The following is a 23,071-nucleotide window of genomic DNA, read 5'->3' as shown; positions in this document are numbered from 1 at the left end:
GGTTGAGTGGTGAGGGTGTTTGGTGTCTGTTCGCCGTGTGGGGTACGCCATTCGCGCGGGTGCGGGTTCGTTGTGGTTGATCGCGCCCACGCGGCGGAGCCGCATATCGATACAGCCCCGCGCCCCTTCGGGGGCGCTACTGCTACTCGTTTCCCATGTGGTCCAGGCGGCGGAGGATCACGCCTTCTCTCAGGGCCCAGGGGCAGACTTCCAGGTTTTCCACGCCGAAGAGGTCCATGGCGCCCTCGGCCACCAGGGCGCCCGCGAGGAGCTGGCCGGAGCGGCCGTCGGAGACTCCGGGGAGTTCGGCGCGCTGCTCGGAGGTCATGCCCGCCAGGCGCGGGACCCAGGCCTCCAGGGACTCGCGTTTGAGTTCCCGCTGCACATAGAGGCCGTCGGCGCTGCGGGCGGCGCCGGCGAGGCGGGCGAGCTGCTTGAAGGTCTTGGAGGTGGCGACCACGTGGTCGGGGGCGCCGAAGCGGCTGAACTCGCCGACCGTACGGGCGATCTCGGTGCGGACGTGGCGGCGCAGGGCGCGGACGTCCTCGGGGTCGGGCGGGTCGCCGGGCAGCCAGCCCGCGGTGAGCCGGCCGGCGCCGAGCGGGAGGGAGACGGCCGCGTCCGGTTCCTCGTCCATGCCGAAGGCGATCTCCAGGGAGCCGCCGCCGATGTCCAGGACGAGCAGCTTTCCGGCGGACCAGCCGAACCAGCGGCGGACGGCGAGGAAGGTGAGCCGGGCTTCTTCCGCGCCGCTGAGCACCTGGAGTCGTACGCCGGTCTCCTCGGCCACGCGCGCGAGGACATCGTCGGCGTTGGCGGCGTCGCGGACGGCGGAGGTCGCGAACGGCAGCATCTCCTCGACGCCCTTGTCCTCGGCGGCCTGGAGCGCGTCCTTGATGACGGCGATCAGCTTGTCTATGCCGGCGTCGCCGATGGCGCCGCTGTCGTCGAGGAGTTGGGCGAGCCGAAGTTCGGCCTTGTGCGAATGCGCGGGCAGCGGGCGCGCGCCGGGGTGGGCGTCCACCACCAGCAGATGCACCGTGTTCGAACCCACGTCCAGGACACCGAGTCTCATATACGGAACGCTACTGCCAGAACTCCCCTGCTCGGTCCCTGTACGGGTTCCCGGCGACTTACCCTGGACGGGTGCCAAAGACGAAAAAGGCGAAATCCGGCAAGGCCGACAAGGTAGCCAAGGCGGACAAGGTTCGTAAGGACGCTAAATCCTCCAAGGGGTCGAAGGTGGGCGACGAGAAGGGACTCGACTTCGCGCGCGCGTGGGTGGAGTTTCCCGACCCGGCGGACGACGAGCAGGTCTTCCGCTGCGATCTGACCTGGCTGACCTCCCGCTGGAACTGCATCTTCGGCAGCGGCTGCCAGGGCATCCAGGCGGGCCGCGCGGAGGACGGGTGCTGCTCGCTGGGGGCGCACTTCTCCGACGAGGACGACGAGAAGCGGGTCGCCGAGCATGTGGCACGGCTCACGCCGGAGATCTGGCAGCACCACGCCGAAGGCACGCGGAACGGCTGGGTGTCCGAGGACGACGAGGGCTCCCGGCAGACCCGGCCCTTCCAGGGGTCCTGCATCTTCCAGAACCGGCCCGGCTTCGCGGGCGGCGCGGGCTGCTCGCTGCACATCCTCGCGCTGAAGGAGGGGCGGGAGCCGCTGGAGACCAAGCCGGACGTGTGCTGGCAGCTGCCGATCCGGCGGACGTACGACTGGATCGACCGGCCCGACGACACCCGGGTCCTCCAGGTGTCCATCGGCGAGTACGACCGCCGGGGCTGGGGGCCGGGCGGCCACGACCTGCACTGGTGGTGCACGTCGGCGACCTCGGCGCACGGCGCGGGCGATCCGGTGTACATCTCCTACCGGGCCGAGCTGACGGAGCTGATGGGGAAGGCGGGGTACGACCGTCTCGTCGAGCTGTGCGAGCAGCGGCTGGCCTCTCAGCTGCCGCTGCTCGCTCCGCATCCCGCCGACCCGGCACCCTAGGGCCTCTCTCTCAGGCGGCGTCGAGGGCGGCGGTGATCTTGCCGGTCATCGCGGTGAGGGCGGGGCTGGGTCCGCCCTTGTGGGCCTGGGTGCCGGCTTCGAGGGCGATGAGGATGGTGCTGCGGAAGTTCTCGGCCTCTGCCGCGTCCTGCTTCTTGAGCACCTGCATGGTGGTGGTGAGGGCGGGCAGGACGTGGTCGGCGATCTCGGCGGCGGACCTGCCGTTCAGGCCCTTGATCTTTCCCTTCTCGGCGAGGACGTGACCGACCTGGCCGGTGGCGGAGACGAGGGCGAGGACGCCGTGGGTGGCGACCTTGTGCGGGGAGCCGGCGGCGTCGGCGGCGGCCATGAGGGAGACGGCGCCGTGGGCGGCGGTACGCAGGGTGTCCTTGTCCTGGGCGGTGAGGGCGAGAGACATGGTGTGGGCTCCTTCGGTGGGGTTCTTTCCTGCGGTCTTGCTGACAGGAAGAAGCCTGCGCCCGGCCGGTTTCACCACGGCTTCACGATGCCCTCAGCGCGCTTTCAGCCGGCCCACGGCGCTGAGAGGCCCTGAAAAGCTAGCTGCCCGAGGGGCTCGGGGTCTCGCTGTCGGTCGCCGAGGCGGACGGGGTGGGAGTCGGGGTCGGCGTCGGGGACCCGGGGTCCGAGGGGGGCGGGTCGGTGGGCCCGGCCGTGGGGCTGCCGGCCGGTGGGCTCGCGGGCGAGGTCGGCGGCGGGGCCGAGGACGCGGGCGGGGCGGGTGAGGAGGGCGGGGGTGTGGGGCGGGTGGGAGCCACGCCGTAGCCGTCGATGGTGACCACCGCGCCGGCCGGGGCGATCGCCAGCTGTGCGCGCCAGTGGCCGGAGGGCTCGCGCAGATGGTCGACGTACGCCTTGATGGTCAACGTCCGGCCCGGCTCGAGGGTTCCCGTGGACTGGCTGAGGTAGATCCAGGCGGCGGAGGTCGTCGCGGACCAGCGCACGGGCGCGGCGCCGGACGCGGTGAGGGTGATCAGCGTGGTGTCGCCGTCGTTCGCGGCACTCACCGCGAGCTGGCCCGCGGCCTGCGCACCGGTCCCCCCGACGGTGACGACCTGCACGGAGACGTCCGCCGTACCGTTCTTGCCCAGTCGGCTTCCGGGCTTCACGCGCGCGTTGCCCGCGTTCTCGTAGCCGCCGGCGGTGTCGCTGCCGAGGGCGTCGGGGCCCTGTTGTTCGCGGGCGGTGGCGGACGGGCCGTCCGGCTCCCCGGTCGGCGCCCCCCGGTAGGCGGCCCACAGGGCGAGGACGGGTGCGGCGACCACCGTGGCCACGACGGTCGTGGTGACCGCGCGGGAGCGCAGGCGGTCGCGGCGGGCCGCCCGGTCCTTGGGGTCCATCGGGAAGCCGCGCCGGTCGAAGCGGGGCAGGGCGGCGCCACGCGCGCGTGGCCGGTGCGCGAGTGCCATGGACAGGGCGGCCCGGGGGGCCTCCAGGACGGGCAGCTCGGCGGGGGTGACGGTGGCGCCGGGCCAGCGGCCCGGGACGGCGCGTTCCGCGGTACGGCGGCAGCGCGGGCAGTCGTCGACGTGCCGGACCAGCTCGCGGCGCAGGGCCGTGCTGAGGACGAGCCGGCTGTCGCCGGTGAGGTGGGCCACGGCCGGGCAGCCGCCGGTCTCGACCACGGCGAGGGCCGCGCGGGTGCGTTCGACCTCGCAGGCGGCGGCGGAGAGCAGTTCGCGAGCGGCGGCCGGTGCGAGGCCGAGGACGGCGGCGACCTCGTCGGCGGCGAGGTGGTGGCGGACGGCGAGTTCGAGGGCCTCGCGCTGCTCGGGGCTGGTGCCGGCCGCCTCGGGCCAGGCGAGCAGGGCGAGTTCGCGGCGCCGCTGCTCCTGGACCTCCGGGTCGGGGACGCCCGCGCCGGTTCTGTCGGCTCTGTCTGCCTTATCTGCTTTATCTGCCTTGCCGGTCTTGTCGGTCGTGGTGCGGCCCGCCGCATGGGTGGCCTGACGTTTCTGCTTGGCCTCGGCCAGCTTGCGCAGGCAGGCCCAGCGGGCCAGCGCGTACAGCCAGGCCCTGCGGTCGCCGGGGGCCTCCGGACCCCGGTGGCCGCGCCGCTCCGCCAGGGCGAGGACGTCACCGAGGGCGGCGGTGGCGGCCTCGTGGTCGCACAGCACCGACAGGCAGTAGGTGAACAGACCGTCCAGGTACGGCTCGTAGCGCGCCGGCGGCCGCTCGGCGAGGGTGTGGGCGGCGGCGCGGTCGCGCGCCTCCCGTGCCTGCCGCGCCTCGCACGCCCCTCGTGCTTCCCGCGCCTCAGCTCGTGCTTCACGCGCCTCACCGCGCGCCCGGTGCGCGCCGGTGGTGCGGACGGTCGTCTCCGGACTGCTGCTCATCACCCGGCGACCGTAGGCGGCCCTGGAGTACCCCTTCGGGAACCTTGAGCACTTTTAATCCGTACGGGTGAAACGATCCCTCATAAGGGGACAGGGGCCCCGCATTCCCTGGCCGGTTCCCGATGGAGGGTGGCCGATACCGCACCCTCCGGCGCGTTCCGCACGCGGCCCGGGCGCCCGTTGTCAGTGCCGCGGGCTACGGTTTTCCGCATGGCTGCCCGTACCAAGACCACCAAGGACCGCCCGTCCTACCGCTGCACCGAGTGCGGCTGGCAGACGGCCAAGTGGCTCGGCCGCTGCCCCGAGTGCCAGGCCTGGGGCACGGTCGAGGAGTACGGCGCGCCCGCGGTCCGTACGACGGCACCGGGCCGCGTCAGCACCTCCGCGCTGCCCATCGGCCAGGTCGACGGCCGGCAGGCCACCGCCCGTACCACCGGGGTGCCCGAGCTGGACCGGGTGCTCGGCGGCGGGCTGGTGCCCGGCGCGGTCGTGCTGCTCGCCGGCGAGCCCGGCGTCGGCAAGTCCACCCTGCTGCTGGACGTGGCCGCCAAGTCGGCGAGCGCCGAGCACCGCACCCTGTATGTGACCGGCGAGGAGTCCGCGAGCCAGGTCCGGCTGCGCGCGGACCGCATCAACGCCCTGGACGACCATCTGTATCTGGCCGCGGAGACCGACCTCTCCGCGGTGCTCGGCCACTTGGACGAGGTCAAGCCGTCCCTGCTGATCCTCGACTCGGTGCAGACCGTGGCCTCCCCGGAGATCGAGGGCGCCCCCGGCGGCATGGCCCAGGTGCGGGAGGTGGCCGGGGCGCTGATCCGCGCCTCCAAGGAGCGCGGCATGTCCACCCTGCTCGTGGGCCATGTCACGAAGGACGGCGCCATCGCCGGCCCCCGCCTGCTGGAACACCTGGTGGACGTCGTCCTGCACTTCGAGGGCGACCGACACGCGCGCCTGCGCCTGGTGCGCGGCGTGAAGAACCGGTACGGCGCCACGGACGAGGTCGGCTGCTTCGAGCTGCACGACGAGGGCATCACCGGTCTCGCCGACCCCAGCGGTCTCTTCCTGACCCGCCGCGCCGAACCGGTCCCGGGCACCTGCCTGACCGTCACCCTGGAGGGCCGCCGCCCGCTGGTGGCCGAGGTGCAGGCGCTGACGGTGGACTCCCAGATCCCCTCCCCGCGGCGCACCACCTCCGGTCTGGAGACCTCCCGGGTGTCGATGATGCTGGCGGTGCTGGAGCAGCGCGGGCGGATCAGCGCGCTCGGCAAGCGGGACATCTACTCGGCGACCGTGGGCGGGGTGAAGCTGTCCGAGCCGGCCGCCGACCTCGCCGTCGCGCTCGCGCTCGCCTCCGCCGCCAGCGACACTCCGCTGCCGAAGAACCTGGTCGCGATCGGCGAGGTGGGGCTGGCCGGCGAGGTGAGACGGGTCACGGGCGTGCAGCGCAGGCTGGCCGAGGCGCACCGGCTGGGCTTCACCCATGCGCTGGTGCCGGGCGATCCGGGGAAGATCCCGGCCGGGATGAAGGTGGTGGAGGTCGCGGACATAGGGGACGCCCTGCGGGTCCTGCCCCGCTCCCGTCGCCGAGAGGCCCCACGGGAGGAGGAGCAGCGCCGGTAGACTTTGCCCAGGTCTCGCCTGTCCGTACGAACCGCGTGCGGGTACGGGAGCGCGTCAGAACCTGCGACCGGAGGAGTGCAGTGGCAGCCAACGACCGGGCAGCAGCTCCCGGAAAGTCCGGTGGGAGTGCCGGTGCCGATGGCCTGATGCGTGCCTCCCTGAGTGCCGTGGCACCCGGTACGGCCCTGCGCGACGGCCTCGAGCGCGTCCTGCGCGGCAACACCGGCGGACTGATCGTGCTCGGCTCCGACAAGACGGTCGAGGCGATGTGCACGGGCGGTTTCGTGCTGGACGTCGAGTTCACCGCCACCCGGCTGCGGGAGCTGTGCAAGCTGGACGGCGGCATCGTGCTCTCCTCGGACCTGTCAAAGATCCTGCGCGCGGGCGTGCAGCTGGTGCCGGACCCGACGATCCCCACGGAGGAGACGGGCACCCGGCACCGCACGGCGGACCGGGTGAGCAAGCAGGTGGGCTTCCCCGTGGTCTCCGTCTCCCAGTCCATGCGGCTGATCGCCCTCTACGTCGACGGTCAGCGGCGCGTGCTGGAGGACTCGGCGGCGATCCTGTCCCGCGCGAACCAGGCGCTGGCCACGCTGGAGCGGTACAAGCTCCGGCTGGACGAGGTCGCGGGCACCCTCTCCGCGCTGGAGATCGAGGACCTGGTGACGGTCCGGGACGTGTCGGCCGTGGCGCAGCGGCTGGAGATGGTCCGGCGCATCGCCACCGAGATCGCCGAGTACGTGGTCGAACTGGGCACCGACGGCCGTCTTCTGGCCTTGCAGCTGGAGGAGTTGATCGCCGGGGTCGAGCCCGACCGCGAGCTGGTCGTGCGGGACTACGTCCCCGAGCCGACGGCGAAGCGGTCCCGCACGGTCGAGGAGGCGCTGTCCGAGCTGGACGCGCTGAGCCATGCGGAGCTGCTGGAGATGGGCACGGTGGCGCGGGCGCTGGGCTACACCGGTTCGCCCGAGACCCTGGACTCCGCGGTGTCGCCGCGCGGCTTCCGGCTGCTGGCCAAGGTGCCGCGGCTGCCGGGCGCGATCATCGACCGGCTGGTGGAGCACTTCGGCGGCCTTCAGAAGCTGCTGGCCGCGAGTGTGGACGACCTCCAGACCGTGGACGGCGTCGGCGAGGCCCGCGCCCGCAGCGTCCGCGAAGGCCTCTCCCGCCTGGCCGAATCCTCCATCCTGGAGCGCTACGTCTAGCTTTGGCACCGGGCGCCTGAGAGCTCGGGGGGCGTGTGCTGTTCGGCGGCTGCGGGTCCGTCGCGGCCGTTCGCGCAGTTCCCCGCGCACCTGTAGGGGCGCGGGGAACTGCGCGAACGGGCCCCAATTACCCGCACCCGACCGCGATCCGCACCACCCCGCCCCTTAGTCGACTCAGTCAGCCGACAGCACGAACGAAGCCCTCAGCTTGGCGAAGCCGGCCTTCTTCGCTTCCAGCAAGTACGTACCCGCCTTCGCCGAACCCCCGGAGGGCGTCGCACAGTGGGCCGCGCTCGCGCTCCGGTCCCACTTCACCGTGTAGGTGATGCTCTGGCCCGCCGCCACCCGGAACAGCAGACTCCCCGAGCCCTCGGGGCAGTCGGCCGACGACCAGAACGGGTCGCTCGCGTCCGCCGCCGTGATGGTCAACACCGCGCTCTTCGGGCCGAGATCGACCTTGCAGTCGGCCGACGAGCCGTTCTTCGCGGTGAGTTCGAAGGTCGGCGTCTGGTCCGGCGAGTAGGAGTTGTGCAGACTGCGCAGGCTCAACGAGACCGCACTGGCGGTGCAGTCGGCCAGGTCGGAGGAGGCCGGGAGCGCGTCGCCCGTACCGACGGCACCGCCCCTGGAGGAGCCGGAGGCCGAACCGCCGCCACCGGAACCGCTGCCCGAGCCACCGCCGGAACCGCCGTCGGAGCCCGCGGACGTACCGTCGGCCGGGCCGCCCGATCCACCGCCGCCGGAGCCGCTGTCCCCGCCGCTCGACTCGTCGCGCCCGCCCGGGTGTTGACTGATCGCGGGGCCGGACGAGGAGGGGCCGGGGGTGATGGTGTGCGCGGGATTCTTGCCGTTGGACGCGTCGTCGTCCTTCTTGCCGCCCCCGCCGCCGCCGGCGGTGACCATCCACGCGATCAGCAGCGCCAGCACGGCGACCACCGACAGCATGACGGCCCTCCGACGCCAGTAGATGGAGGAGGGAAGCGGCCCGACCGGATTGCGCAGAGATCCCACGCGCAAACTGTACGAGAGATCGGCGCGCGTGCTTGCGCCACCCGCCGCGGGAGTCACAACTTTTCCGGATCATCATCCCGGCAACTGCCGCTGCGGGCACGGTTCTTCACTTCCGGGCACGCTCGGTGACCGTGCCGTCACGCATCATGTCCGCCGAGCCGTGGCAGGATCGGAAGGCCATGACTGAGAAGCTGCACGCCCCCGTGATCGCCTGGTTCGACGCCCACGCCCGCGACCTCCCCTGGCGCCGCCCGGATGCGGGCCCGTGGGGGGTGATGGTCAGCGAGTTCATGCTCCAGCAGACCCCCGTCAACCGGGTGCTGCCCGTCTACACGGAGTGGCTGGCCCGCTGGCCGCGCCCCGCCGACCTCGCGAAGGAGGCGCCGGGCGAGGCGGTACGGGCCTGGGGCCGGCTCGGCTACCCGCGCCGCGCGCTGCGGCTGCACGGAGCCGCGGTCGCCATAACGGAACGGCACGGCGGGGACGTACCGACGGATCACGCGCAGCTGCTGGCGCTGCCCGGCATCGGCGAGTACACGGCGGCCGCGGTGGCGTCGTTCGCGTACGGGCAGCGGCACGCGGTGCTGGACACCAATGTGCGCCGGGTGCTGGCGCGGGCGGTGACGGGGGTGCAGTACCCGCCGAACGCGACCACGGCCGCCGAGCGGCGGCTGGCGCGCGAGCTGCTGCCGGAGGACGAGGCGACGGCGGCGCGCTGGGCCGCGGCCTCGATGGAGCTGGGCGCGCTGGTGTGCACGGCGAAGAACGAGGGCTGCCCGCGGTGTCCGATCGCCGCCCAGTGCGCCTGGCGGCTCGCGGGCAAGCCGGAGCACGACGGTCCGCCGCGGCGGGGGCAGACGTACGCCGGTACGGACCGGCAGGTGCGCGGGAAGCTGCTCGCCGTGCTGCGCGAGGCGCACGCGCCGGTGCCGCAGGCGGTGCTGGACCGGGTGTGGCACGAGCCGGTGCAGCGGGCGCGCGCCCTCGACGGGCTGGTGACGGACGGTCTGGTGGAGCCGCTGGCGGGCGGTCTGTATCGGCTGCCGCTCAGCTGACACACAGCCAAGTCCGGCCCGAAAGAGTCTTGTTACGAAGCCACCCGGTCGGCAAAGTGCCTGAAAAGGGACATAGCAACCACCTCCTTTACCCCGTTCCGCTTTCCGTTACACAACCGACGGATAGCCGATTGCTAGCCGCAGGCTGGTTCGCACAGCGCCGTGACAACCGGTCCGTAACTTCTTCTCCGTGCCCGGCGGACCACCGGGCACGGGGACAAGCGGTACTTCAGGCGGATGCCGAAGTGAACGGGGAACGGAGGCGGTTGATCATGGCGCAGGGCGAGGTGCTCGAATTCGAGGAGTACGTCCGTACCCGGCAGGACGCGCTGCTGCGCAGTGCACGCCGGCTGGTTCCGGACCCCGTCGACGCACAGGACCTGCTCCAGACGGCGCTCGTGCGGACGTACGGCCGCTGGGAGGGCATCGCCGACAAGCGGCTGGCCGACGCCTACCTCCGTCGCGTCATGATCAACACCCGTACCGAGTGGTGGCGTTCGCGCAAGCTGGAAGAGGTCCCGACCGAGCAGCTGCCGGACGCCTGTGTGGACGACGCCACCGAGCAGCACGCCGACCGGGCCCTGCTGATGGATGTCATGAAAGTTCTCGCTCCGAAGCAGCGGAGCGTCGTGGTGCTGCGACACTGGGAGCAGATGTCCACGGAGGAGACGGCCGCTGCCCTCGGTATGTCGGCCGGTACGGTCAAGAGCACGCTGCACCGGGCGCTCGCCCGGCTCCGCGAGGAGCTGGAGGCACGCGATCTGGACGCACGTGCGCTGGAGCGTGAGGAGCGGGAGCGTTGCGCGGCCTGACCGGGGCCGGGTCCGACGAGACCCTGGGCAATACTCAGGCGGTGATCGCGGTGGGGTCCGCGCTCGCCGCCCTCGGGCTTTTGGTCGCCGGGTGCGGCACCGGTGGCACCGGCGCCCGGGACGAGGGCCCGGCACATGCGTCGGCGATGGCGGGAGCGGTCGCCTCCCCGGCGCCGAGCCCGTCCGATCGCTACCGGCGGGTGGACCCCGTGGCGCTGCTCAAGAGCGACCCCGCCGTCTCGGCGACGGTGAAGCGGGAGCTGAAGCCGTGCAGCGGTGACGAGTACCCGGTCGACGTCTCGTACGGCGATCTCACCGACGCCACCGTGGACGACGTCGTCATCAACGTGCTGACCTGCGCCGACGCGGTCGGTGTCGGGGCGTATGTGTACCGGGACACGGGCGGGACCTTCCAGAACGTCTTCAAGAACGAGGAGTCCCCGGTCTACGCCGAGATCGACCAGGGCGTGCTGTCGGTGACCAAGCAGTACTACGAGAAGGGCGACCCCATCTCGAGCCCGTCCGGAGAGTTCGTGATCCCGTATAAGTGGAGGGCGGGGCAGTTCGTCCAGGGCAAGATCACCCGCAACGAGTACAGCAAGTCGGCAGGCGAGGGCGCGACCCCCGCACCGGACAGCTGAACCGGCGGACACCCCGGACACCCGACACCCCGTTCACCACGGCACGCAGCGCACATCACGAGGACTGAGAGCACCGGATGGCAGACCAGACACACGTCCTGTTCGTCGAGGACGACGACGTCATCCGTGAGGCCACCCAGCTCGCCCTGGAGCGGGACGGCTTCGCGGTCACCGCCATGCCCGACGGGCTGTCGGGCCTGGAGGCGTTCCGGGCCAACCGCCCCGACATCGCCCTGCTGGACGTCATGGTCCCGGGACTGGACGGCGTCAGCCTGTGCCGTCGTATCCGGGACGAGTCGACCGTGCCGGTGATCATGCTGTCGGCGCGTGCCGACTCCATCGACGTCGTCCTCGGTCTGGAGGCCGGCGCCGACGACTATGTGACCAAGCCGTTCGACGGCGCCGTACTGGTCGCCCGGATCCGTGCGGTGCTGCGCCGCTTCGGGCACGCCGGCGGCGCCGCGCAGCAGGACGACTCCGCCTCCTCGGTCAGCGGCTCCCCGCTGACCTTCGGCGACCTGGAGATCGACACCGAGGGCATGGAGGTGCGGCGCGCCGGGCAGCCGGTGGCGCTCACCCCGACCGAGATGCGGCTGCTGCTGGAGTTCTCCTCCGCGCCGGGCACCGTCCTCTCCCGCGACAAGCTGCTGGAGCGCGTGTGGGACTACGGGTGGGGCGGGGACACCCGGGTCGTCGACGTGCATGTGCAGCGGCTGCGCCAGAAGATCGGCCAGGACCGGATCGAGACGGTCCGCGGCTTCGGCTACAAGTTGAAGGCCTGAGTGTGGCGAAGATGCGGGGGCTCCTTCGGCGACCGGTGCGGCGCATGGAGCGCGCGGGCCTGCGGACCGGGCTCAAGTGGAAGCTCAGCGCGGCGATCGCGCTGGTGGCCGGGCTGGTCGCGATCACGCTGAGCCTGGTCGTGCACAACGCGGCCCGGGTCTCGATGCTGGACAACGCGCGCGACCTGGCCAACGAGCGGGTGCGGCTCGCCCTGGGCTACTACGAGCGGTACCGGCGGACGAACTTCCCCGACATAAAGATCGACGACCGCCGGCTGCCGGCGGCCCTGCGCGAGAAGGTCGCGGACGGCCGCCAGGTCAGTGACGTCTCCGACCACGGCGGCGGACCGCCGCAGATCTGGGCGGCCGTGCCCGCGCAGGACGGGCATGTGCTCTCCCTGCACAGCCAGTTCCCGAACCGTTCCGTCAATGTGCTGAACGACCTCGACCAGGCGCTGGTGATCGGCTCCGTCGCGGTCGTGCTGGGCGGCAGTGCGCTGGGCGTGCTGATAGGGGGCCAGTTCTCCGGGCGGCTGCGCAAGGCCGCGGCCGCCGCGCACCAGGTGGCCAAGGGCGAGATCGACGTACGGGTCCAGGAGGCCATCGGCGGGGTCGTACGGGACGAGACCGACGATCTGGCGCTGGCGGTGGATGCGATGGCGGACGCGCTGCGGCAGCGGCTGGAGGCGGAGCGCCGGGTCACCGCCGATATCGCGCACGAGCTGCGCACCCCGGTGACCGGGCTGCTCACGGCCGCCGAACTCCTGCCCCCCGGCCGTCCCACGGAACTGGTCCTGGACCGCGCCAAGGCGATGCGGACGCTGGTCGAGGACGTGCTGGAGGTCGCCCGGCTGGACGGCGCCTCCGAGCGGGCCGAGTTGCAGGACATCCTGCTCGGCGAGTTCGTGGCCCGCCGGGTGGCGGCGAAGGACCCGGACGTCACGGTGCGGGTGGTGCACGAGTCGGAGGTCACCACCGACCCCCGGCGGCTGGAGCGGGTGCTGTTCAACCTGCTCGCCAACGCCCGGCGGCACGGCCGTCCGCCGATCGAGGTGACCGTCGAGGGGCGGGTCATCCGGGTCCGCGACCACGGCCCCGGCTTCCCGGAGGAACTGCTCGCCGAGGGCCCGAGCCGCTTCCGCACCGGCAGCATGGACCGCTCCGGGCAGGGGCACGGGCTGGGCCTGACCATCGCGGCCGGCCAGGCCAGGGTCCTCGGCGCCCGCCTCACCTTCCGCAACGTCCGCCCGGTCGGCGCCCCCGCCCACATCCCCTCCGAGGGCGCGGTAGCCGTCCTCTGGCTCCCGGAACACGCCCCGACCAACACAGGCAGCTACCAGATGCTGCCGGGCTGAACCGGCACCCGGTCCCGTCTCACCCCACCAGCGAGTCGGCCAGCTTCCGGGCCGTGGCGTCCTCCAGGGGCCCGTGGCCCAGCAGGAAGCGGTACCAGAAGAAGCCGTAGAACTGGTCGACCAGGAGGTCCACGTCCCGGCTTGCGGGCAGCTCGCCCCGCTCCCGGCCGCGCAGCAGCACCTCGCGTACGGCGGTCCGGCGCGACTCGGTGAACGTGCGCATCAGCTCGGCCAGGTGCGGGTCCCGGGCAGCCTCGCGGACGAGGGTGCGCAGTGCCGGGCCGGACGGTGAGCGCTGCGCCGCCTCGAAGGTGGCCGCCGCCAACACCCGCAGGTCCTCTCGCAGATGTCCGGTGTCCGGTGTCGGCGCGTCCTGTACGGCGCGCTCGTTCAGCGCCTCCAGCAGCACCGCCCCCTTCGACGGCCACCACCGGTACAGCGTCTGCTTGCCCACCCCGGCGGCCCGCGCGATCGTCTCCACCGTCACCGGCGCCCCGTCGGCGTCGGCGAGCAGCTCCAGCGCGGCGTCGAGGATGGCCCGGCGCGCCGCCTCGTTGCGCCGCCGCCCGGTGTGCGGGCGGGGCTCCCTCGGGTCCTGAGTGTCCTGCACGTGTGTGTCCTCTCCGGCTTACGGCGCTCCGCGATCCCCTTGACGAGACTACCGGTCTCGGTAACACTTTAACGAGACCGACGTTCTCGGCAACAGGCCGGGGCCCGGTGCGGACACGGGGAGACGAGCCACTCATGAGCACCACTCACACTTCTGCGAACCCGCTCGCCGGACAGCGTGTCGTCGTCATGGGCGGCAGCTCCGGTGTAGGCGAGGCAACGGCGGCCTTCTTCGCGGCGGACGGCGCCGAGGTGGCCATCACCGGCCGCGACCAGGACCGCCTCGACGGCGCGGCGGCCCGCATCGGCGCTGACGGCGGCAAGGTCTCGACCCACCGGCTGGATGCCGCCGACCGCGCCGCCGTGGACGCGTTCTTCGCGGACTTCGGCACGGTGGACCATCTCGTCCTCGCGCTCAGCGGCAGCAAGGGTGGCGGCCCCTTCGCCGAACTGGACCTCGCCGAACTGGCGGCCGGTTTCAACGGCAAGTTCTGGCCGCATGTCCAGGTGCTCCAGGCCGCGCTGCCCGTGCTGCGCCGCGACGGCTCGGTGACCCTGGTGACCGCCGCCTCCGCCCGCGCCGCCCTGCCCGGCACCGCCGGCCTCGCCGCGATCAACGGCGCCCTGGAGGCGCTGGTCCCGCCGCTCGCCGTCGAGCTGGCCCCGCTGAGGATCAACGCGGTCTCGCCGGGCGTCATCGACACGCCCTGGTGGGACCGGGTGCCGGCCGACCAGCGCCAGGCCCTCTTCGACGGCCTGGCGGCGGTGACCCCGGTGGGCCGGGTCGGCCGCCCGGAGGACATCGCCCGCGCGATCCACATGTTCGCCGCGAACAGCTTCGTGACGGGGGTGGTGCTGGAGGCAACGGGCGGCGCCACCTTGGCCACGGGCCGCTGAAGCACCCCCCGGGGGCGCGGGGCTGTGTCTGATATGCGGGAAAAAGAAGAAGACCCCGGGGCGGACACCCACCGGGGTCTTCAGCTCAGCGCAGCTCAGGCACAGGCTCAGGCGCAGCCGAACCTCACACCGCCTCGATCCCCTGCATCGGCGCCACATCCTCGCCATCCTCGCCACCCTCCGGAGGACCCTGCTTCTGCGGGCCCCCCTTGAGCGGCACCTCCTTCACGAACAGCGCCGCGACCAGCACCGTCACCGCGATCACCGCACCCAGCAGGAACGCCGCGTGCGTACCGGAGGACACCGCGTGCTGGTACGCCTCCCGCACCAGCGGCGGCAGCTTCGCCAGGCTCTTCGCGTCCAGCGCGGCCGACTTCTCGGTCATGTGCCGCCCGACCGCACCGGCCCGCGTCGCCATCTCGTGCTGGACCCGGTTGTTGAACAGCGCGCCCATGATGGCCACACCGAAGGAGGAGCCGAGCGTACGGAACAGGGTGGTGGACGAGGACGCGACGCCCATGTCCTTCATCTCGACGCTGTTCTGCGCCACCAGCATGGTGATCTGCATCAGGCAGCCCATGCCGAGACCGAGGACGGCCATGTAGAGGCCGGAGGTCAGCCGGGTCGTACCGGTGTCCATCAGCGACAGCAGGTACAGGCCGACGATCATCAGCGCACCGCCGACGATCGGGAAGGCCTTGTAGCGCCCGCTGTTGGTGGTGACCCGCCCGGCGACCATCGAGGTCACCAGCATCGCGCCGAGCATCGGCAGGAGCAGCAGACCCGAGTTGGTCGCGGAAGCACCCTGCACGGACTGCTGGTACAGCGGCAGGTAGAGCGTCGCGCCGAACATCACGAAGCCGGTGACGAAGCCGATGAACGACATCAGGCTGAAGTTGCGGCTCTTGAAGATGTGCAGCGGGAGCACCGGCTCGGCAGCGTACATCTGCCAGATCACGAACCCGATCAGCGCGACCACGCCGAGGGCGATCAGCTCCATGATCCGGGCCGAGGTCCAGGCATACTCGCTGCCGCCCCAGGTGGTGACCAGGACGATCGAGGTGATGCCGACGGTCAGCAGCAGGACGCCGAAGTAGTCGATGCCCGCCTTGGCCCGCTTCTTCGGCAGGTGCAGCACGGCGGTGACCAGCGCGAGCGCGACCGCGCCGAGCGGCAGGTTGATGTAGAAGGCCCAGCGCCAGCCCCAGTTGTCGGTGATGGTGCCGCCGACCAGCGGGCCGCCGATCATCGCCAGCGCCATGACGCCGGCCATCATGCCCTGGTACTTGCCCCGCTCACGCGGCGGGATGAGGTCGCCGATGATCGCCATGACGCCGACCATCAGACCGCCGGCACCGAGACCCTGCACGGCCCGGAACCCGATCAGCTGGCCCATGTCCTGGGCCATACCGCTCAGCGCCGACCCGATCAGGAAGATCACGATCGAGCTGAGGAAGGCGCCCTTGCGCCCGTACATGTCGCCGACCTTGCCCCAGATCGGGGTGGAGGCGGCGGTGGCCAGGGTGTAGCCGGTGACCACCCAGGACAGGTGCTCCAGGCCACCCAGCTCGCCGACGATGGTGGGCATGGCCGTGCCCACGATCATGTTGTCGAGCATGGCGAGCATCATCGCGATCATCAGCGCGAGCAGCACCACGCGCACACTTCTGGGCTGTTTGCCCTCGGGGACGCTTTCTACCGTGTCCGCCATCGTTCTTCCCACTCCCCCTGCGGCTTCTACTTACTTGCCGCCCGGCTAGTTCACTACACTGGGAAGGTAGCCCTGTCACTAGCCGGGCGTCAAGTAAGTTTCGGCGGGAGCGCGAGGAGTACGAGGATGGGCGTCACCATGGACGGCACCAAGCAGCAGCGCCGCGGCAACACCCGCCAGCGCATCCAGGACGTGGCGCTCGAACTCTTCGCGGAGCAGGGCTACGAGAAGACCTCTCTGCGCGAGATCGCCGAGCGCCTCGACGTCACGAAGGCGGCCCTGTACTACCACTTCAAGACGAAGGAAGAGATCATCGTCAGCCTCTTCGAGGATCTGACGAAACCGATCGAGGATCTCATCGCGTGGGCTCGCAGCCAGCCGCGCACGCTGGAGACCAAGCACGAGATCATCCGTCGCTACAGCGAGACCCTGGTCGGCGCCGAGCCGCTCTTCCGCTTCATGCAGGAGAACCAGGCGACGGTACGGGAACTGCGCATCGGCGAGTCCTTCAAGGACCGGATGCGCGACCTGCGGGACATCTTCGCCGACCCGGACGCGCCCCTGGTGGAGCAGGTCCGCTGCGTCAGCGCGATCTTCACGCTGCACGCCGGCATGTTCCTCATGCAGGACCTGGTGGGCAACCCCGAGACCCGGCGCCAGGCGGTCCTGGAGGTCTCCCTGGACCTGGTGACCCAGGCACACGAGGGCACCCGCAAGCCCGGCGAGCCCGACCCGTACGGCGACCAGCCCACCCAGCACGGCGACCAGCACGACCAGCACAGCGACCAGCACGACCGGCACAGCGACCAGCACGACCGGCAGAACGACCGGCAGAACGACTGACGAGGGAACGGCCATGAACCACGCCCAGTTCAGCGCCCTCGGGCGGGCCCTGCGGGTGCTCGGGGAGCACGGGGAGGCCCTGACCCCCACCACCCCGGACGACCGGCTGCGCGAGCTGCGCGCCGATCTGCGGCGCGCGCTCGACCTGCTGGACGACGGCATCGGCGGCAGCGCGCCCAGCACCCGGTGCCCCGAGCATCCGCAGGGCCCGGTGGACGAGAGCGCCCCGGACCTGTGCCTGCTCTGCGAGACCCGGCGCCGGGCCGCCCGGCGCGCGGAGTACCAGGGCGGACGCCCCGGCCCCGCGCCCGTCCCCACCGCGCCCTCCCGGTACGGCGTCCGGGACGACCGCCCGCAGCCCCAGCAGCGCTGGCTGCCGGAGCTGTGGAACGGCCAGGAGTGGCAGCTGTGCGGAACCCCGCGCCGGGACCGGCAGGAGGCCGAGGCCTATCTCGCCGCCCAGCGGCGCTCCTCCCGGCCCGCGATGGCGTACCGGCTGGTGCACGAGTTCACCGACTACGAGGTGCTGCGGGTCTGGGGCACCCCCGTCCGGGTGGACATCGAACCGATGGGCAACCTCTGAACCGGGCTAATTGATCAGGGGCAGCGGCGGGAACTCGTACCCCTCCCAGATGCGCCGGCTCGCCTCCTCCGGGTACGGCGCCACCTTCGGCTCCGCGTCCAGGATCTGTACGAGGCGGGACTCGGAGTCGTACTCCGGCCAGCCGGGGTCACCCGTGCGAGCGAATCCGGTCCAGGCGCGGCGCATGAAGGCGCCGAGCCGCTCCGCCTCCGGGGTCGGCACGCCGTCGGGGAACAGCAGGCCGCCGAGGTCCGCTGCGAAGGTGCCGAACAGCAGCGGGACGTCCAGGCCGTGGCAGGCGCCGAGGATGCCGCCGTTGCCCGGGGCGGCCCAGGTCAGCTCGTAGACATGTGCCCGGCCGCCGCCCGCCCGGTGGGCCTCGGCCAGCCGCAGGCTCGGCATCGCGAACAGCCAGTCCGTCTCGACGCGTTCGAAGAGTTCCCCGGCCGAGGCACCGGGGAAGGCCTCCCGGTACGTCGCTTCCCCGCCCGGCGCGTAGAGCCGCAGGGTCTGCGCCGCCTGCTCCTCGGTGATCGTGCCGAGGCGCCCGGCGAGGAACTGGAACAGCCGGAACTCGTCGCGGTTGTGGCCGACCAGCAGGTCGATCTCGCGCGCCGCGCCGGAGGCGAGCGCCTGCCAGGGCCCGGCGGGCAGGATGTCACCGTCGACGACCGGGCCGAAGGGCGTGGCCGTGGGCGCCGCCTGGCCCCAGCGGTCGGTGTACTGGGTCATTTTGGCGCTCAGCGCCGGTCCGGCGTCGGTGAGCTGCCGGGGGTCGGTCGCGGCCAGATCGGCCACCGTGGGCCGGCGCCCGGCCTCCGCCGCCAGGGCGGCCGCGATGTCCCGGGCGAGATCGACCGAGAAGAAGGGGCCGGGGACGCTCTGGGCGACCGCCCGGCGGAACAGGCCGCGCGCCCGCTCCATCACCATCAGGGCGGCGATGGAGCCCGCGCCCGCCGACTCGCCGGCCACGGTGACCTGGGACGGGTCTCCACCGAAGGCCGCGATGTTCTCCTGGACCCACTCCAGGGCCGCGATCTGGTCCAGCAGCCCACGGTTGGCGGGGGCGCCCTCCCAGAGCGCGAAACCCTCCATACCGACGCGGTAGTTGAGGGTGACGAGCACCGCGTCGCCCTCGCGGGCTATGTGCTGGGCGTCGTAACCGGCCTGCCCGCCATGGCCCACCCGGTAGGCCCCGCCGTGGATCCAGACCACGACCGGGCGGGCCGCCTGCGGGTCCGGGTCGGGCGTCCACACGTTCAGGGTCAGCCAGTCGTCGCCGAGGCCTGCGGACTGGTCCGCGCGGCTGATGATGCCCGGCTCCTGCGGGGGCGGCGGCCCGAAGGCGACGGCCGCTCGCACCCCGTCCCAGGGCCGGGCGGGCCGGGGCGCCTGGAACCGTGCCGCGCCGACCGGCGGCGCGGCGAACGGGATGCCCCGGAACACCGACAGTCCCTGCTCGCGCAGTCCGCGCACCGCACCGGCGGCGGTACGCACCACGGGCCCGTCGATGTCCGGGGCCGGTGACTCGCTCGTCGTCATGCTCGCTCCTCACGTCTCCTCCGGGGAACGCACGGCGACGATCACAAGTGCCCGGCCCGGAAGGTCGGTTGGACGGTCAGCTGAGCGACTGGAGCGCGGCCGCGTCGTACGGCTTCAGCTCGTCGAAGCGGTCGGCGAGCACCTTGGCCGCCCACTCCGGGTCCTGGAGCAGCGCCCGGCCGACGGCGACCATGTCGAACTCCTCGGCCTCCAGCCGGTCGAGCAGGTTGTCGATGCCCTTGACCGGGGAGCCCTCGCCCTGGAAGGCGTTGATGAAGTCGCCGTCGAGGCCGACCGAGCCGACGGTGATGACCTGCTTGCCGGTGAGCTTCTTGGTCCAGCCGGCCAGGTTCAGGTCCGAGCCGTCGAACTCCGGCAGCCAGTAGCGGCGGGTGGAGGCGTGGAAGACGTCGACACCGGCGTCCGCCAGCGGGGCCAGGATGGCCTCCAGCTCCTGCGGGGTCTCGGCGAGCCGGGCGTCGTACGCCTCCTGCTTCCACTGCGAGTAGCGGAAGATGATCGGGAAGTCCGGGGAGACGGCCGCGCGGACCGCCGCCACGATCTCCGCCGAGAACTTGGTGCGCGCGACCGGGTCGCCGCCGTAGGCGTCGGTACGGCGGTTGGTGCCCGCCCACAGGAACTGGTCGAGCAGGTAGCCGTGGGCGCCGTGCAGCTCCACGCCGTCGAAGCCGATGCGCTGGGCGTCGGCGGCGGCCTGGGCGAACGCTTCGATCACGGCGTCGATGTCGGCCTGGGTCATCTCCTTGGCGTCGGCGGTGCCGTCGATACGCAGACCGGAGGGGCCGATGGAGGGGGCGTCCGGGTAGGGGTTCTGGCCCTGGTTGCGGACGGTTCCGATGTGCCACAGCTGCGGGACGATGGTGCCGCCCGCCTTGTGCACGTCCTCGGCAACCTGCGCCCAGCCCGCCAGCTGCTCCTCGCCGTGGAAGCGGGGGATGCGGTTGCTCTGGCCCGCCGACTCGTGGCCCACGTAGGTGCCCTCGGTGACGATCAGACCGACACCGGCGGCCGCGCGGCGGGCGTAGTACGAGCGGACGTCCTCACCCGGGATACCGCCCGGGGAGAACATGCGGGTCATCGGGGCCATCACGATCCGGTTCGGAACGGTGAGGCCGTTCAGCTCGATCGGACGCGAGAGGATCTTGGCCGCGCGGGAGGCGGAGGGCGTGACGGTCACTGGGGGGCTCCAGGTGAAGTGACTCTACCGAGTGGTATGTGCATGCGCATTGTTGCACCACCTGAATCAACGATTCACCCGTCACCCCGCATTCCGCAACCGCCTCCGCCCACCGGTGACCCGGAACACACTCATCCGGCGTTCGGCGCCCACAGCCGGGCGTCCCGGTTCAGCCGCCGCACCCGCTCCCGCAACACCGCCTCCGGCGCGGCGGCCCCGACGAACTCCGGCGGACAGTCCCACTCCCGACCCCCGCCGACCGGCCGCAACTGCACCCGCCCACCGACCCGCCCCATGACCTCCCCGACCCGCCCGTCCCGCACGTCCGTGGCATACATGGGCCCATTGCTCACGCCCCGGCCCCCTTCCGCAGGGCGGCCGCGAGCTTCGAGGCGACCCCGATGTTGCACCGGCCGAGGTCGACCAGGGCGTACGGATGCCCGTGCAGTCCGGACACGGGGTCGACCCTCAGCGACGGCAGGATGATCCCGACCTCGTGCAGCGCCGACCGCAGCCGCTCCACCGCTTCGTCGGCATTCCGGGCGGGCCTCTCCTCGGCCGCAGTCTCCTTGGCTTCCATTGCTCCAATTCCTCCACGCTGTGTTGGTGATTCGCGACACAGCGTGGCAAGGGCGGCTCTAACCTGGCCAGAGACGGCGTCCCAACAATCTCTGCTGTCAGACCGGGGAGTTGCCATGGCAGGACCGAAGGACCTCGACCCGTCGTCGTCACCGCGCGCGCTGCTGGGAGCGGAGTTACGGCACGCCCGTGAGCGCAAGGGGGTGAGCCAGGAGGAACTGGGCCGCCGGCTGTTCGTGAGCGGGTCGTACATCGGCCAGCTGGAGGCGGGGACGCGGAGGATGCAGCCGGATTTCGCGCGGATGCTGGATGAGGTCCTGGAGACGAACGGCTTCTTCGAGCGGAATTGCAGGGCGGCGGCCAGGTCGAAGTACGAGGAACACTTCGCGGAGGCAGCAGAGGCCGAAGCTCAAGCCACTGCGATCAGAGAGTACGCACCGCTCCTCATCCCTGGACTGCTCCAGACCCGTGCGTACGCGCGGGCCGTGAATCGCGTGTACGACCCGACGGCACCGGAGGAGACCGTCGAGGAGTGGACGGAAGGCCGGATGGCCCGGACCCGCCTGCTGGACCATCCAACAAAGCCCTTGTTGTGGATGGTGCTTGACGAGGCGGCACTGCGTCGAGAGACCGGCAGCCCGGCGGTGATGGCGGAGGCGCTGAGTCACATCGCATGCCTGGCCCGCCGAAACCGGGTGATCACACAGGTCCTGCCGTTCAGCGCGGGAGCGCACACGGCGATGCAGGGCGCCCTCAAGCTCATGGAATTCGAGGACGCCCCACCACTGGTCTACTCCGAAGGGGTGCGCTTCGGCCGGCTGGAGGACGACCCGGCCACAGTCACCCAACTGCGGTTTGCTTTCGATCTGCTCGTTGCCGCCGCGCTCTCGCCGAAGAAGTCCCTGGCCGTGATCGAGGGGTTGGCGCAGGATTACACCCATGAGGAACATCCCTGACGACGACCTGAGCACGGCCGTCTGGCACAAGTCGAGCTACAGCCAGGGCGGCGGCAACTGCCTGGAAGTCGCCCGCTGGCGCAAGTCGACGTACAGCGCTGGCGGCAACAACTGCCTCGAAGTAGCCGACGGCGAGCCCCACCTCATCCCGGTCCGCGATTCGAAGACCGCCCCCCTCGGCCCGAAGCTCGTGTTCCGGGCGGAGGCCTGGTCCGCGTTCATCGCGAACCTCAAGCTTTGAGCTTCGAGCTCTCTTTGCAGGGAATGGGTGGTGGGTTCAACCCACCCGCCCACCCTGAGGTTGACTTGCCGCGACCGAGTTGCGACGGACAGTCACGAGGCTCTAGCGTGCCCGCATAACGAACAACCCCCGCCCAGTGCTCACAACACCGGCGGGGGTCTGACCAGCGAGATCGGAGACACGATCCCGTGGCTTACGCCAAGCTTAATCCTGCCCACCCGCCCGCGCACGAGACCCCCCACCCGATGGCCAACCCCGGCTACGGCAAACGAACCGCACCGGACCAACTCGGCCGCACCCAGCACGACTTCTCGCACCTCCCGCCCCGCGAGGCGGCCATCGCCGCGTACGTCGACCGGCTTCCCGAGGGGGCCGACATCTCGGTGAAGACACTGGCCAAGCAGCTGCCGTACGGACAGTGCGCACTGCGTACCGCGCTCAACCGGATCCAGGCGGCGGGGCACTTGAGGCGGGGCCGGGAGCGGCTGGAGTCCGACACCGGCGGCTCCCGCTGGATCACCCGATCGTGGTGGTCCCGTACCGCGCGGGACGACGGCTGGTGGGCGGCGTTCGCACGAGGCGCCGTACCGGAGCCGGAGCCGGACCCTCCGGGTGACCGCCCTCGCCCCACCCGCTCCCGCGCCCACATCCTCCTGGCCGCCCTGGGCCGTACGGCCCCCGCCCTCTCCCTCTCCGCCGCCGACTGCGCCGCGCTGGCCCCGCTGGCGGAGGAGTGGTTCAGGCGCGGCGCCACCGAGGAGGCGCTGCTGACCGCGCTGACCGCAGGCCTGCCGACACCGGTGCACAGCCCGGCCGCCCTGGTCCGCCGCCGCCTGGTCGACAAGGTCCCGCCCGAGCCGCCACCGGCCCCACGCCACGCGCCCCGCCGGCTACTGGAGTGCGCGGAGTGCGGAGTCCCGGGGCGCCCGGAAGCACTGCCGGGGGGCGTCTGCGCGGGCTGCCGCGACGAACGCGCCCCCGCACACCGCCGTACGCCCCCGCCCGCCCCCGATGTCCGCAGCCGCGCGGCGTCGATCCGCGCGGCGATGTCCCTGCGCCGCAGCGAAAGGACACCCACATGA

23 protein-coding genes and 1 pseudogene are annotated in these 23,071 nt (G+C 71.9%); 14 read left to right on the top strand and 10 right to left on the bottom strand.

What is annotated here, in order from left to right; genetic code table 11:
• Positions 1 to 142 precede the first annotated feature (142 nt).
• Positions 143 to 1,075 carry a Ppx/GppA phosphatase family protein gene (locus ACWCV9_RS29575; RefSeq protein ID WP_450791076.1) on the bottom strand — a complete coding sequence of 311 codons (933 nt, stop codon included), beginning with the start codon at positions 1,073 to 1,075 and terminating at the stop codon, positions 143 to 145.
• Positions 1,076 to 1,146: 71 nt separating this feature from the next.
• Here ACWCV9_RS29575 and ACWCV9_RS29570 point away from each other — a divergent pair, with 71 nt between their 5' ends.
• Positions 1,147 to 1,995 carry a hypothetical protein gene (locus ACWCV9_RS29570; protein WP_450791074.1) on the top strand — a complete coding sequence of 283 codons (849 nt, stop codon included), beginning with the start codon at positions 1,147 to 1,149 and terminating at the stop codon, positions 1,993 to 1,995.
• A 10-nt stretch (positions 1,996 to 2,005) separates the two neighbouring features.
• On the opposite strand, the gene ACWCV9_RS29565 is transcribed toward ACWCV9_RS29570, so the two are convergent.
• Together ACWCV9_RS29565 and ACWCV9_RS29560 are read right to left on the bottom strand one after the other, a co-directional pair.
• Positions 2,006 to 2,413, bottom strand: a complete 408-nt coding sequence (locus ACWCV9_RS29565; protein WP_450791072.1) for a hypothetical protein — start codon at positions 2,411 to 2,413, stop codon at positions 2,006 to 2,008.
• Positions 2,414 to 2,552: 139 nt separating this feature from the next.
• The gene (locus ACWCV9_RS29560) at positions 2,553 to 4,352 is read right to left on the bottom strand and encodes a BACON domain-containing protein (RefSeq protein ID WP_450791070.1); all 1,800 of its coding nucleotides are present in this window, start codon (positions 4,350 to 4,352) and stop codon (positions 2,553 to 2,555) included.
• A gap of 207 nt (positions 4,353 to 4,559) precedes the next feature.
• Between ACWCV9_RS29560 and radA the strand changes: the two genes are divergently transcribed.
• Positions 4,560 to 5,969 carry a DNA repair protein RadA gene (radA, locus tag ACWCV9_RS29555; RefSeq protein WP_450791068.1) on the top strand — a complete coding sequence of 470 codons (1,410 nt, stop codon included), beginning with the start codon at positions 4,560 to 4,562 and terminating at the stop codon, positions 5,967 to 5,969.
• An 80-nt stretch (positions 5,970 to 6,049) separates the two neighbouring features.
• Positions 6,050 to 7,174, top strand: coding sequence for a DNA integrity scanning diadenylate cyclase DisA (gene disA / locus ACWCV9_RS29550; protein WP_385848470.1), 1,125 nt, complete (start codon positions 6,050 to 6,052; stop codon positions 7,172 to 7,174).
• A 174-nt stretch (positions 7,175 to 7,348) separates the two neighbouring features.
• Here disA and ACWCV9_RS29545 read toward each other — a convergent pair whose 3' ends face one another.
• Complete coding sequence (locus ACWCV9_RS29545) at positions 7,349 to 8,185, bottom strand: hypothetical protein (protein WP_450791066.1); 837 nt, start codon at positions 8,183 to 8,185, stop codon at positions 7,349 to 7,351.
• Positions 8,186 to 8,364: 179 nt separating this feature from the next.
• On the opposite strand from ACWCV9_RS29545, the gene ACWCV9_RS29540 reads away from it, so the two are divergent.
• The 5 genes from ACWCV9_RS29540 (at position 8,365) to cseC (ending at position 12,830) form a co-directional block, all read left to right on the top strand.
• Positions 8,365 to 9,240, top strand: a complete 876-nt coding sequence (locus tag ACWCV9_RS29540) for an HhH-GPD family protein (protein ID WP_385845685.1) — start codon at positions 8,365 to 8,367, stop codon at positions 9,238 to 9,240.
• A 272-nt stretch (positions 9,241 to 9,512) separates the two neighbouring features.
• Positions 9,513 to 10,052, top strand: a complete 540-nt coding sequence (locus ACWCV9_RS29535; RefSeq protein WP_385845684.1) for a SigE family RNA polymerase sigma factor — start codon at positions 9,513 to 9,515, stop codon at positions 10,050 to 10,052.
• Complete coding sequence (locus ACWCV9_RS29530; protein WP_450791063.1) at positions 10,040 to 10,693, top strand: hypothetical protein; 654 nt, start codon at positions 10,040 to 10,042, stop codon at positions 10,691 to 10,693. Before ACWCV9_RS29535 ends, ACWCV9_RS29530 begins: the two co-directional genes overlap by 13 nt.
• A 77-nt stretch (positions 10,694 to 10,770) precedes the next feature.
• Positions 10,771 to 11,475 (top strand): two-component system response regulator CseB, encoded by a 705-nt coding sequence (gene cseB, locus ACWCV9_RS29525; protein ID WP_385845682.1) that lies wholly within the window; start codon positions 10,771 to 10,773, stop codon positions 11,473 to 11,475.
• Positions 11,476 to 11,486: 11 nt separating this feature from the next.
• Positions 11,487 to 12,830 carry a two-component system sensor histidine kinase CseC gene (gene cseC, locus ACWCV9_RS29520; protein ID WP_450791061.1) on the top strand — a complete coding sequence of 448 codons (1,344 nt, stop codon included), beginning with the start codon at positions 11,487 to 11,489 and terminating at the stop codon, positions 12,828 to 12,830.
• 19 nt (positions 12,831 to 12,849) lie between these two features.
• Here cseC and ACWCV9_RS29515 read toward each other — a convergent pair whose 3' ends face one another.
• Positions 12,850 to 13,440 carry a TetR/AcrR family transcriptional regulator gene (locus tag ACWCV9_RS29515; protein ID WP_450791059.1) on the bottom strand — a complete coding sequence of 197 codons (591 nt, stop codon included), beginning with the start codon at positions 13,438 to 13,440 and terminating at the stop codon, positions 12,850 to 12,852.
• Positions 13,441 to 13,574: 134 nt separating this feature from the next.
• Here ACWCV9_RS29515 and ACWCV9_RS29510 point away from each other — a divergent pair, with 134 nt between their 5' ends.
• Positions 13,575 to 14,336, top strand: a complete 762-nt coding sequence (locus tag ACWCV9_RS29510; RefSeq protein WP_450791057.1) for an SDR family oxidoreductase — start codon at positions 13,575 to 13,577, stop codon at positions 14,334 to 14,336.
• Positions 14,337 to 14,460: 124 nt separating this feature from the next.
• On the opposite strand, the gene ACWCV9_RS29505 is transcribed toward ACWCV9_RS29510, so the two are convergent.
• Positions 14,461 to 16,047 (bottom strand): MDR family MFS transporter, encoded by a 1,587-nt coding sequence (locus ACWCV9_RS29505; protein ID WP_450791055.1) that lies wholly within the window; start codon positions 16,045 to 16,047, stop codon positions 14,461 to 14,463.
• 126 nt (positions 16,048 to 16,173) lie between these two features.
• Between ACWCV9_RS29505 and ACWCV9_RS29500 the strand changes: the two are divergent.
• A pseudogene (locus tag ACWCV9_RS29500) lies at positions 16,174 to 16,761 on the top strand (TetR/AcrR family transcriptional regulator); the annotation flags it as partial.
• Between the two features lie 142 nt (positions 16,762 to 16,903).
• Positions 16,904 to 17,473: a hypothetical protein gene (locus tag ACWCV9_RS29495; protein ID WP_385845672.1), complete on the top strand. Its 570-nt coding sequence runs from the start codon at positions 16,904 to 16,906 to the stop codon at positions 17,471 to 17,473.
• A 6-nt stretch (positions 17,474 to 17,479) separates the two neighbouring features.
• Here the strand turns inward: ACWCV9_RS29495 and ACWCV9_RS29490 are convergent, their stop codons facing one another.
• The 4 genes from ACWCV9_RS29490 to ACWCV9_RS29475 form a co-directional block, all read right to left on the bottom strand.
• Positions 17,480 to 19,015 (bottom strand): carboxylesterase/lipase family protein, encoded by a 1,536-nt coding sequence (locus ACWCV9_RS29490; RefSeq protein WP_450791053.1) that lies wholly within the window; start codon positions 19,013 to 19,015, stop codon positions 17,480 to 17,482.
• A 76-nt stretch (positions 19,016 to 19,091) separates the two neighbouring features.
• On the bottom strand, positions 19,092 to 20,213 hold the full coding sequence (locus tag ACWCV9_RS29485) for an NADH:flavin oxidoreductase (RefSeq protein ID WP_450791051.1): 1,122 nt from the start codon (positions 20,211 to 20,213) through the stop codon (positions 19,092 to 19,094).
• Between the two features lie 131 nt (positions 20,214 to 20,344).
• Positions 20,345 to 20,566: a hypothetical protein gene (locus ACWCV9_RS29480; protein WP_450791049.1), complete on the bottom strand. Its 222-nt coding sequence runs from the start codon at positions 20,564 to 20,566 to the stop codon at positions 20,345 to 20,347.
• The gene (locus ACWCV9_RS29475; RefSeq protein ID WP_450791047.1) at positions 20,563 to 20,793 is read right to left on the bottom strand and encodes a hypothetical protein; all 231 of its coding nucleotides are present in this window, start codon (positions 20,791 to 20,793) and stop codon (positions 20,563 to 20,565) included. Before ACWCV9_RS29475 ends, ACWCV9_RS29480 begins: the two co-directional genes overlap by 4 nt.
• A gap of 115 nt (positions 20,794 to 20,908) precedes the next feature.
• Between ACWCV9_RS29475 and ACWCV9_RS29470 the strand changes: the two genes are divergently transcribed.
• The 3 genes from ACWCV9_RS29470 (at position 20,909) to ACWCV9_RS29460 (ending at position 23,071) form a co-directional block, all read left to right on the top strand.
• Positions 20,909 to 21,748 carry a helix-turn-helix domain-containing protein gene (locus tag ACWCV9_RS29470; RefSeq protein ID WP_450791045.1) on the top strand — a complete coding sequence of 280 codons (840 nt, stop codon included), beginning with the start codon at positions 20,909 to 20,911 and terminating at the stop codon, positions 21,746 to 21,748.
• Positions 21,732 to 21,989, top strand: coding sequence for a DUF397 domain-containing protein (locus ACWCV9_RS29465; RefSeq protein WP_450791043.1), 258 nt, complete (start codon positions 21,732 to 21,734; stop codon positions 21,987 to 21,989). Before ACWCV9_RS29470 ends, ACWCV9_RS29465 begins: the two co-directional genes overlap by 17 nt.
• Positions 21,990 to 22,234: 245 nt before the next feature.
• Entirely contained in the window at positions 22,235 to 23,071 is an 837-nt protein-coding gene (locus ACWCV9_RS29460) for a hypothetical protein (RefSeq protein ID WP_450791108.1), read from the top strand.

The organism is Streptomyces sp. NPDC001606 (assembly GCF_053596835.1).
The sequence above is the reverse complement of the archived record's forward strand: the minus strand, read 5'-3'. Positions and strand labels throughout refer to the sequence as shown.

Bases quoted from the DNA above. Each gene is read 5' to 3' on its own strand.
- ACWCV9_RS29505 (WP_450791055.1), bottom strand. From the start codon at position 16,047: ATGGCGGACACGGTAGAAAGCGTCCCCGAGGGCAAACAGCCCAGAAGT.
- ACWCV9_RS29575 (WP_450791076.1), bottom strand. From the start codon at position 1,075: ATGAGACTCGGTGTCCTGGACGTGGGTTCGAACACGGTGCATCTGCTG.
- radA (WP_450791068.1), top strand. From the start codon at position 4,560: ATGGCTGCCCGTACCAAGACCACCAAGGACCGCCCGTCCTACCGCTGC.
- ACWCV9_RS29475 (WP_450791047.1), bottom strand. From the start codon at position 20,793: ATGGAAGCCAAGGAGACTGCGGCCGAGGAGAGGCCCGCCCGGAATGCC.
- ACWCV9_RS29565 (WP_450791072.1), bottom strand. From the start codon at position 2,413: ATGTCTCTCGCCCTCACCGCCCAGGACAAGGACACCCTGCGTACCGCC.
- ACWCV9_RS29490 (WP_450791053.1), bottom strand. From the start codon at position 19,015: ATGACGACGAGCGAGTCACCGGCCCCGGACATCGACGGGCCCGTGGTG.
- ACWCV9_RS29535 (WP_385845684.1), top strand. From the start codon at position 9,513: ATGGCGCAGGGCGAGGTGCTCGAATTCGAGGAGTACGTCCGTACCCGG.
- ACWCV9_RS29510 (WP_450791057.1), top strand. From the start codon at position 13,575: ATGAGCACCACTCACACTTCTGCGAACCCGCTCGCCGGACAGCGTGTC.
- ACWCV9_RS29460 (WP_450791108.1), top strand. From the start codon at position 22,235: ATGGCCAACCCCGGCTACGGCAAACGAACCGCACCGGACCAACTCGGC.
- ACWCV9_RS29470 (WP_450791045.1), top strand. From the start codon at position 20,909: ATGGCAGGACCGAAGGACCTCGACCCGTCGTCGTCACCGCGCGCGCTG.
- cseB (WP_385845682.1), top strand. From the start codon at position 10,771: ATGGCAGACCAGACACACGTCCTGTTCGTCGAGGACGACGACGTCATC.
- ACWCV9_RS29495 (WP_385845672.1), top strand. From the start codon at position 16,904: ATGAACCACGCCCAGTTCAGCGCCCTCGGGCGGGCCCTGCGGGTGCTC.
- ACWCV9_RS29465 (WP_450791043.1), top strand. From the start codon at position 21,732: ATGAGGAACATCCCTGACGACGACCTGAGCACGGCCGTCTGGCACAAG.
- cseC (WP_450791061.1), top strand. From the start codon at position 11,487: ATGCGGGGGCTCCTTCGGCGACCGGTGCGGCGCATGGAGCGCGCGGGC.
- ACWCV9_RS29540 (WP_385845685.1), top strand. From the start codon at position 8,365: ATGACTGAGAAGCTGCACGCCCCCGTGATCGCCTGGTTCGACGCCCAC.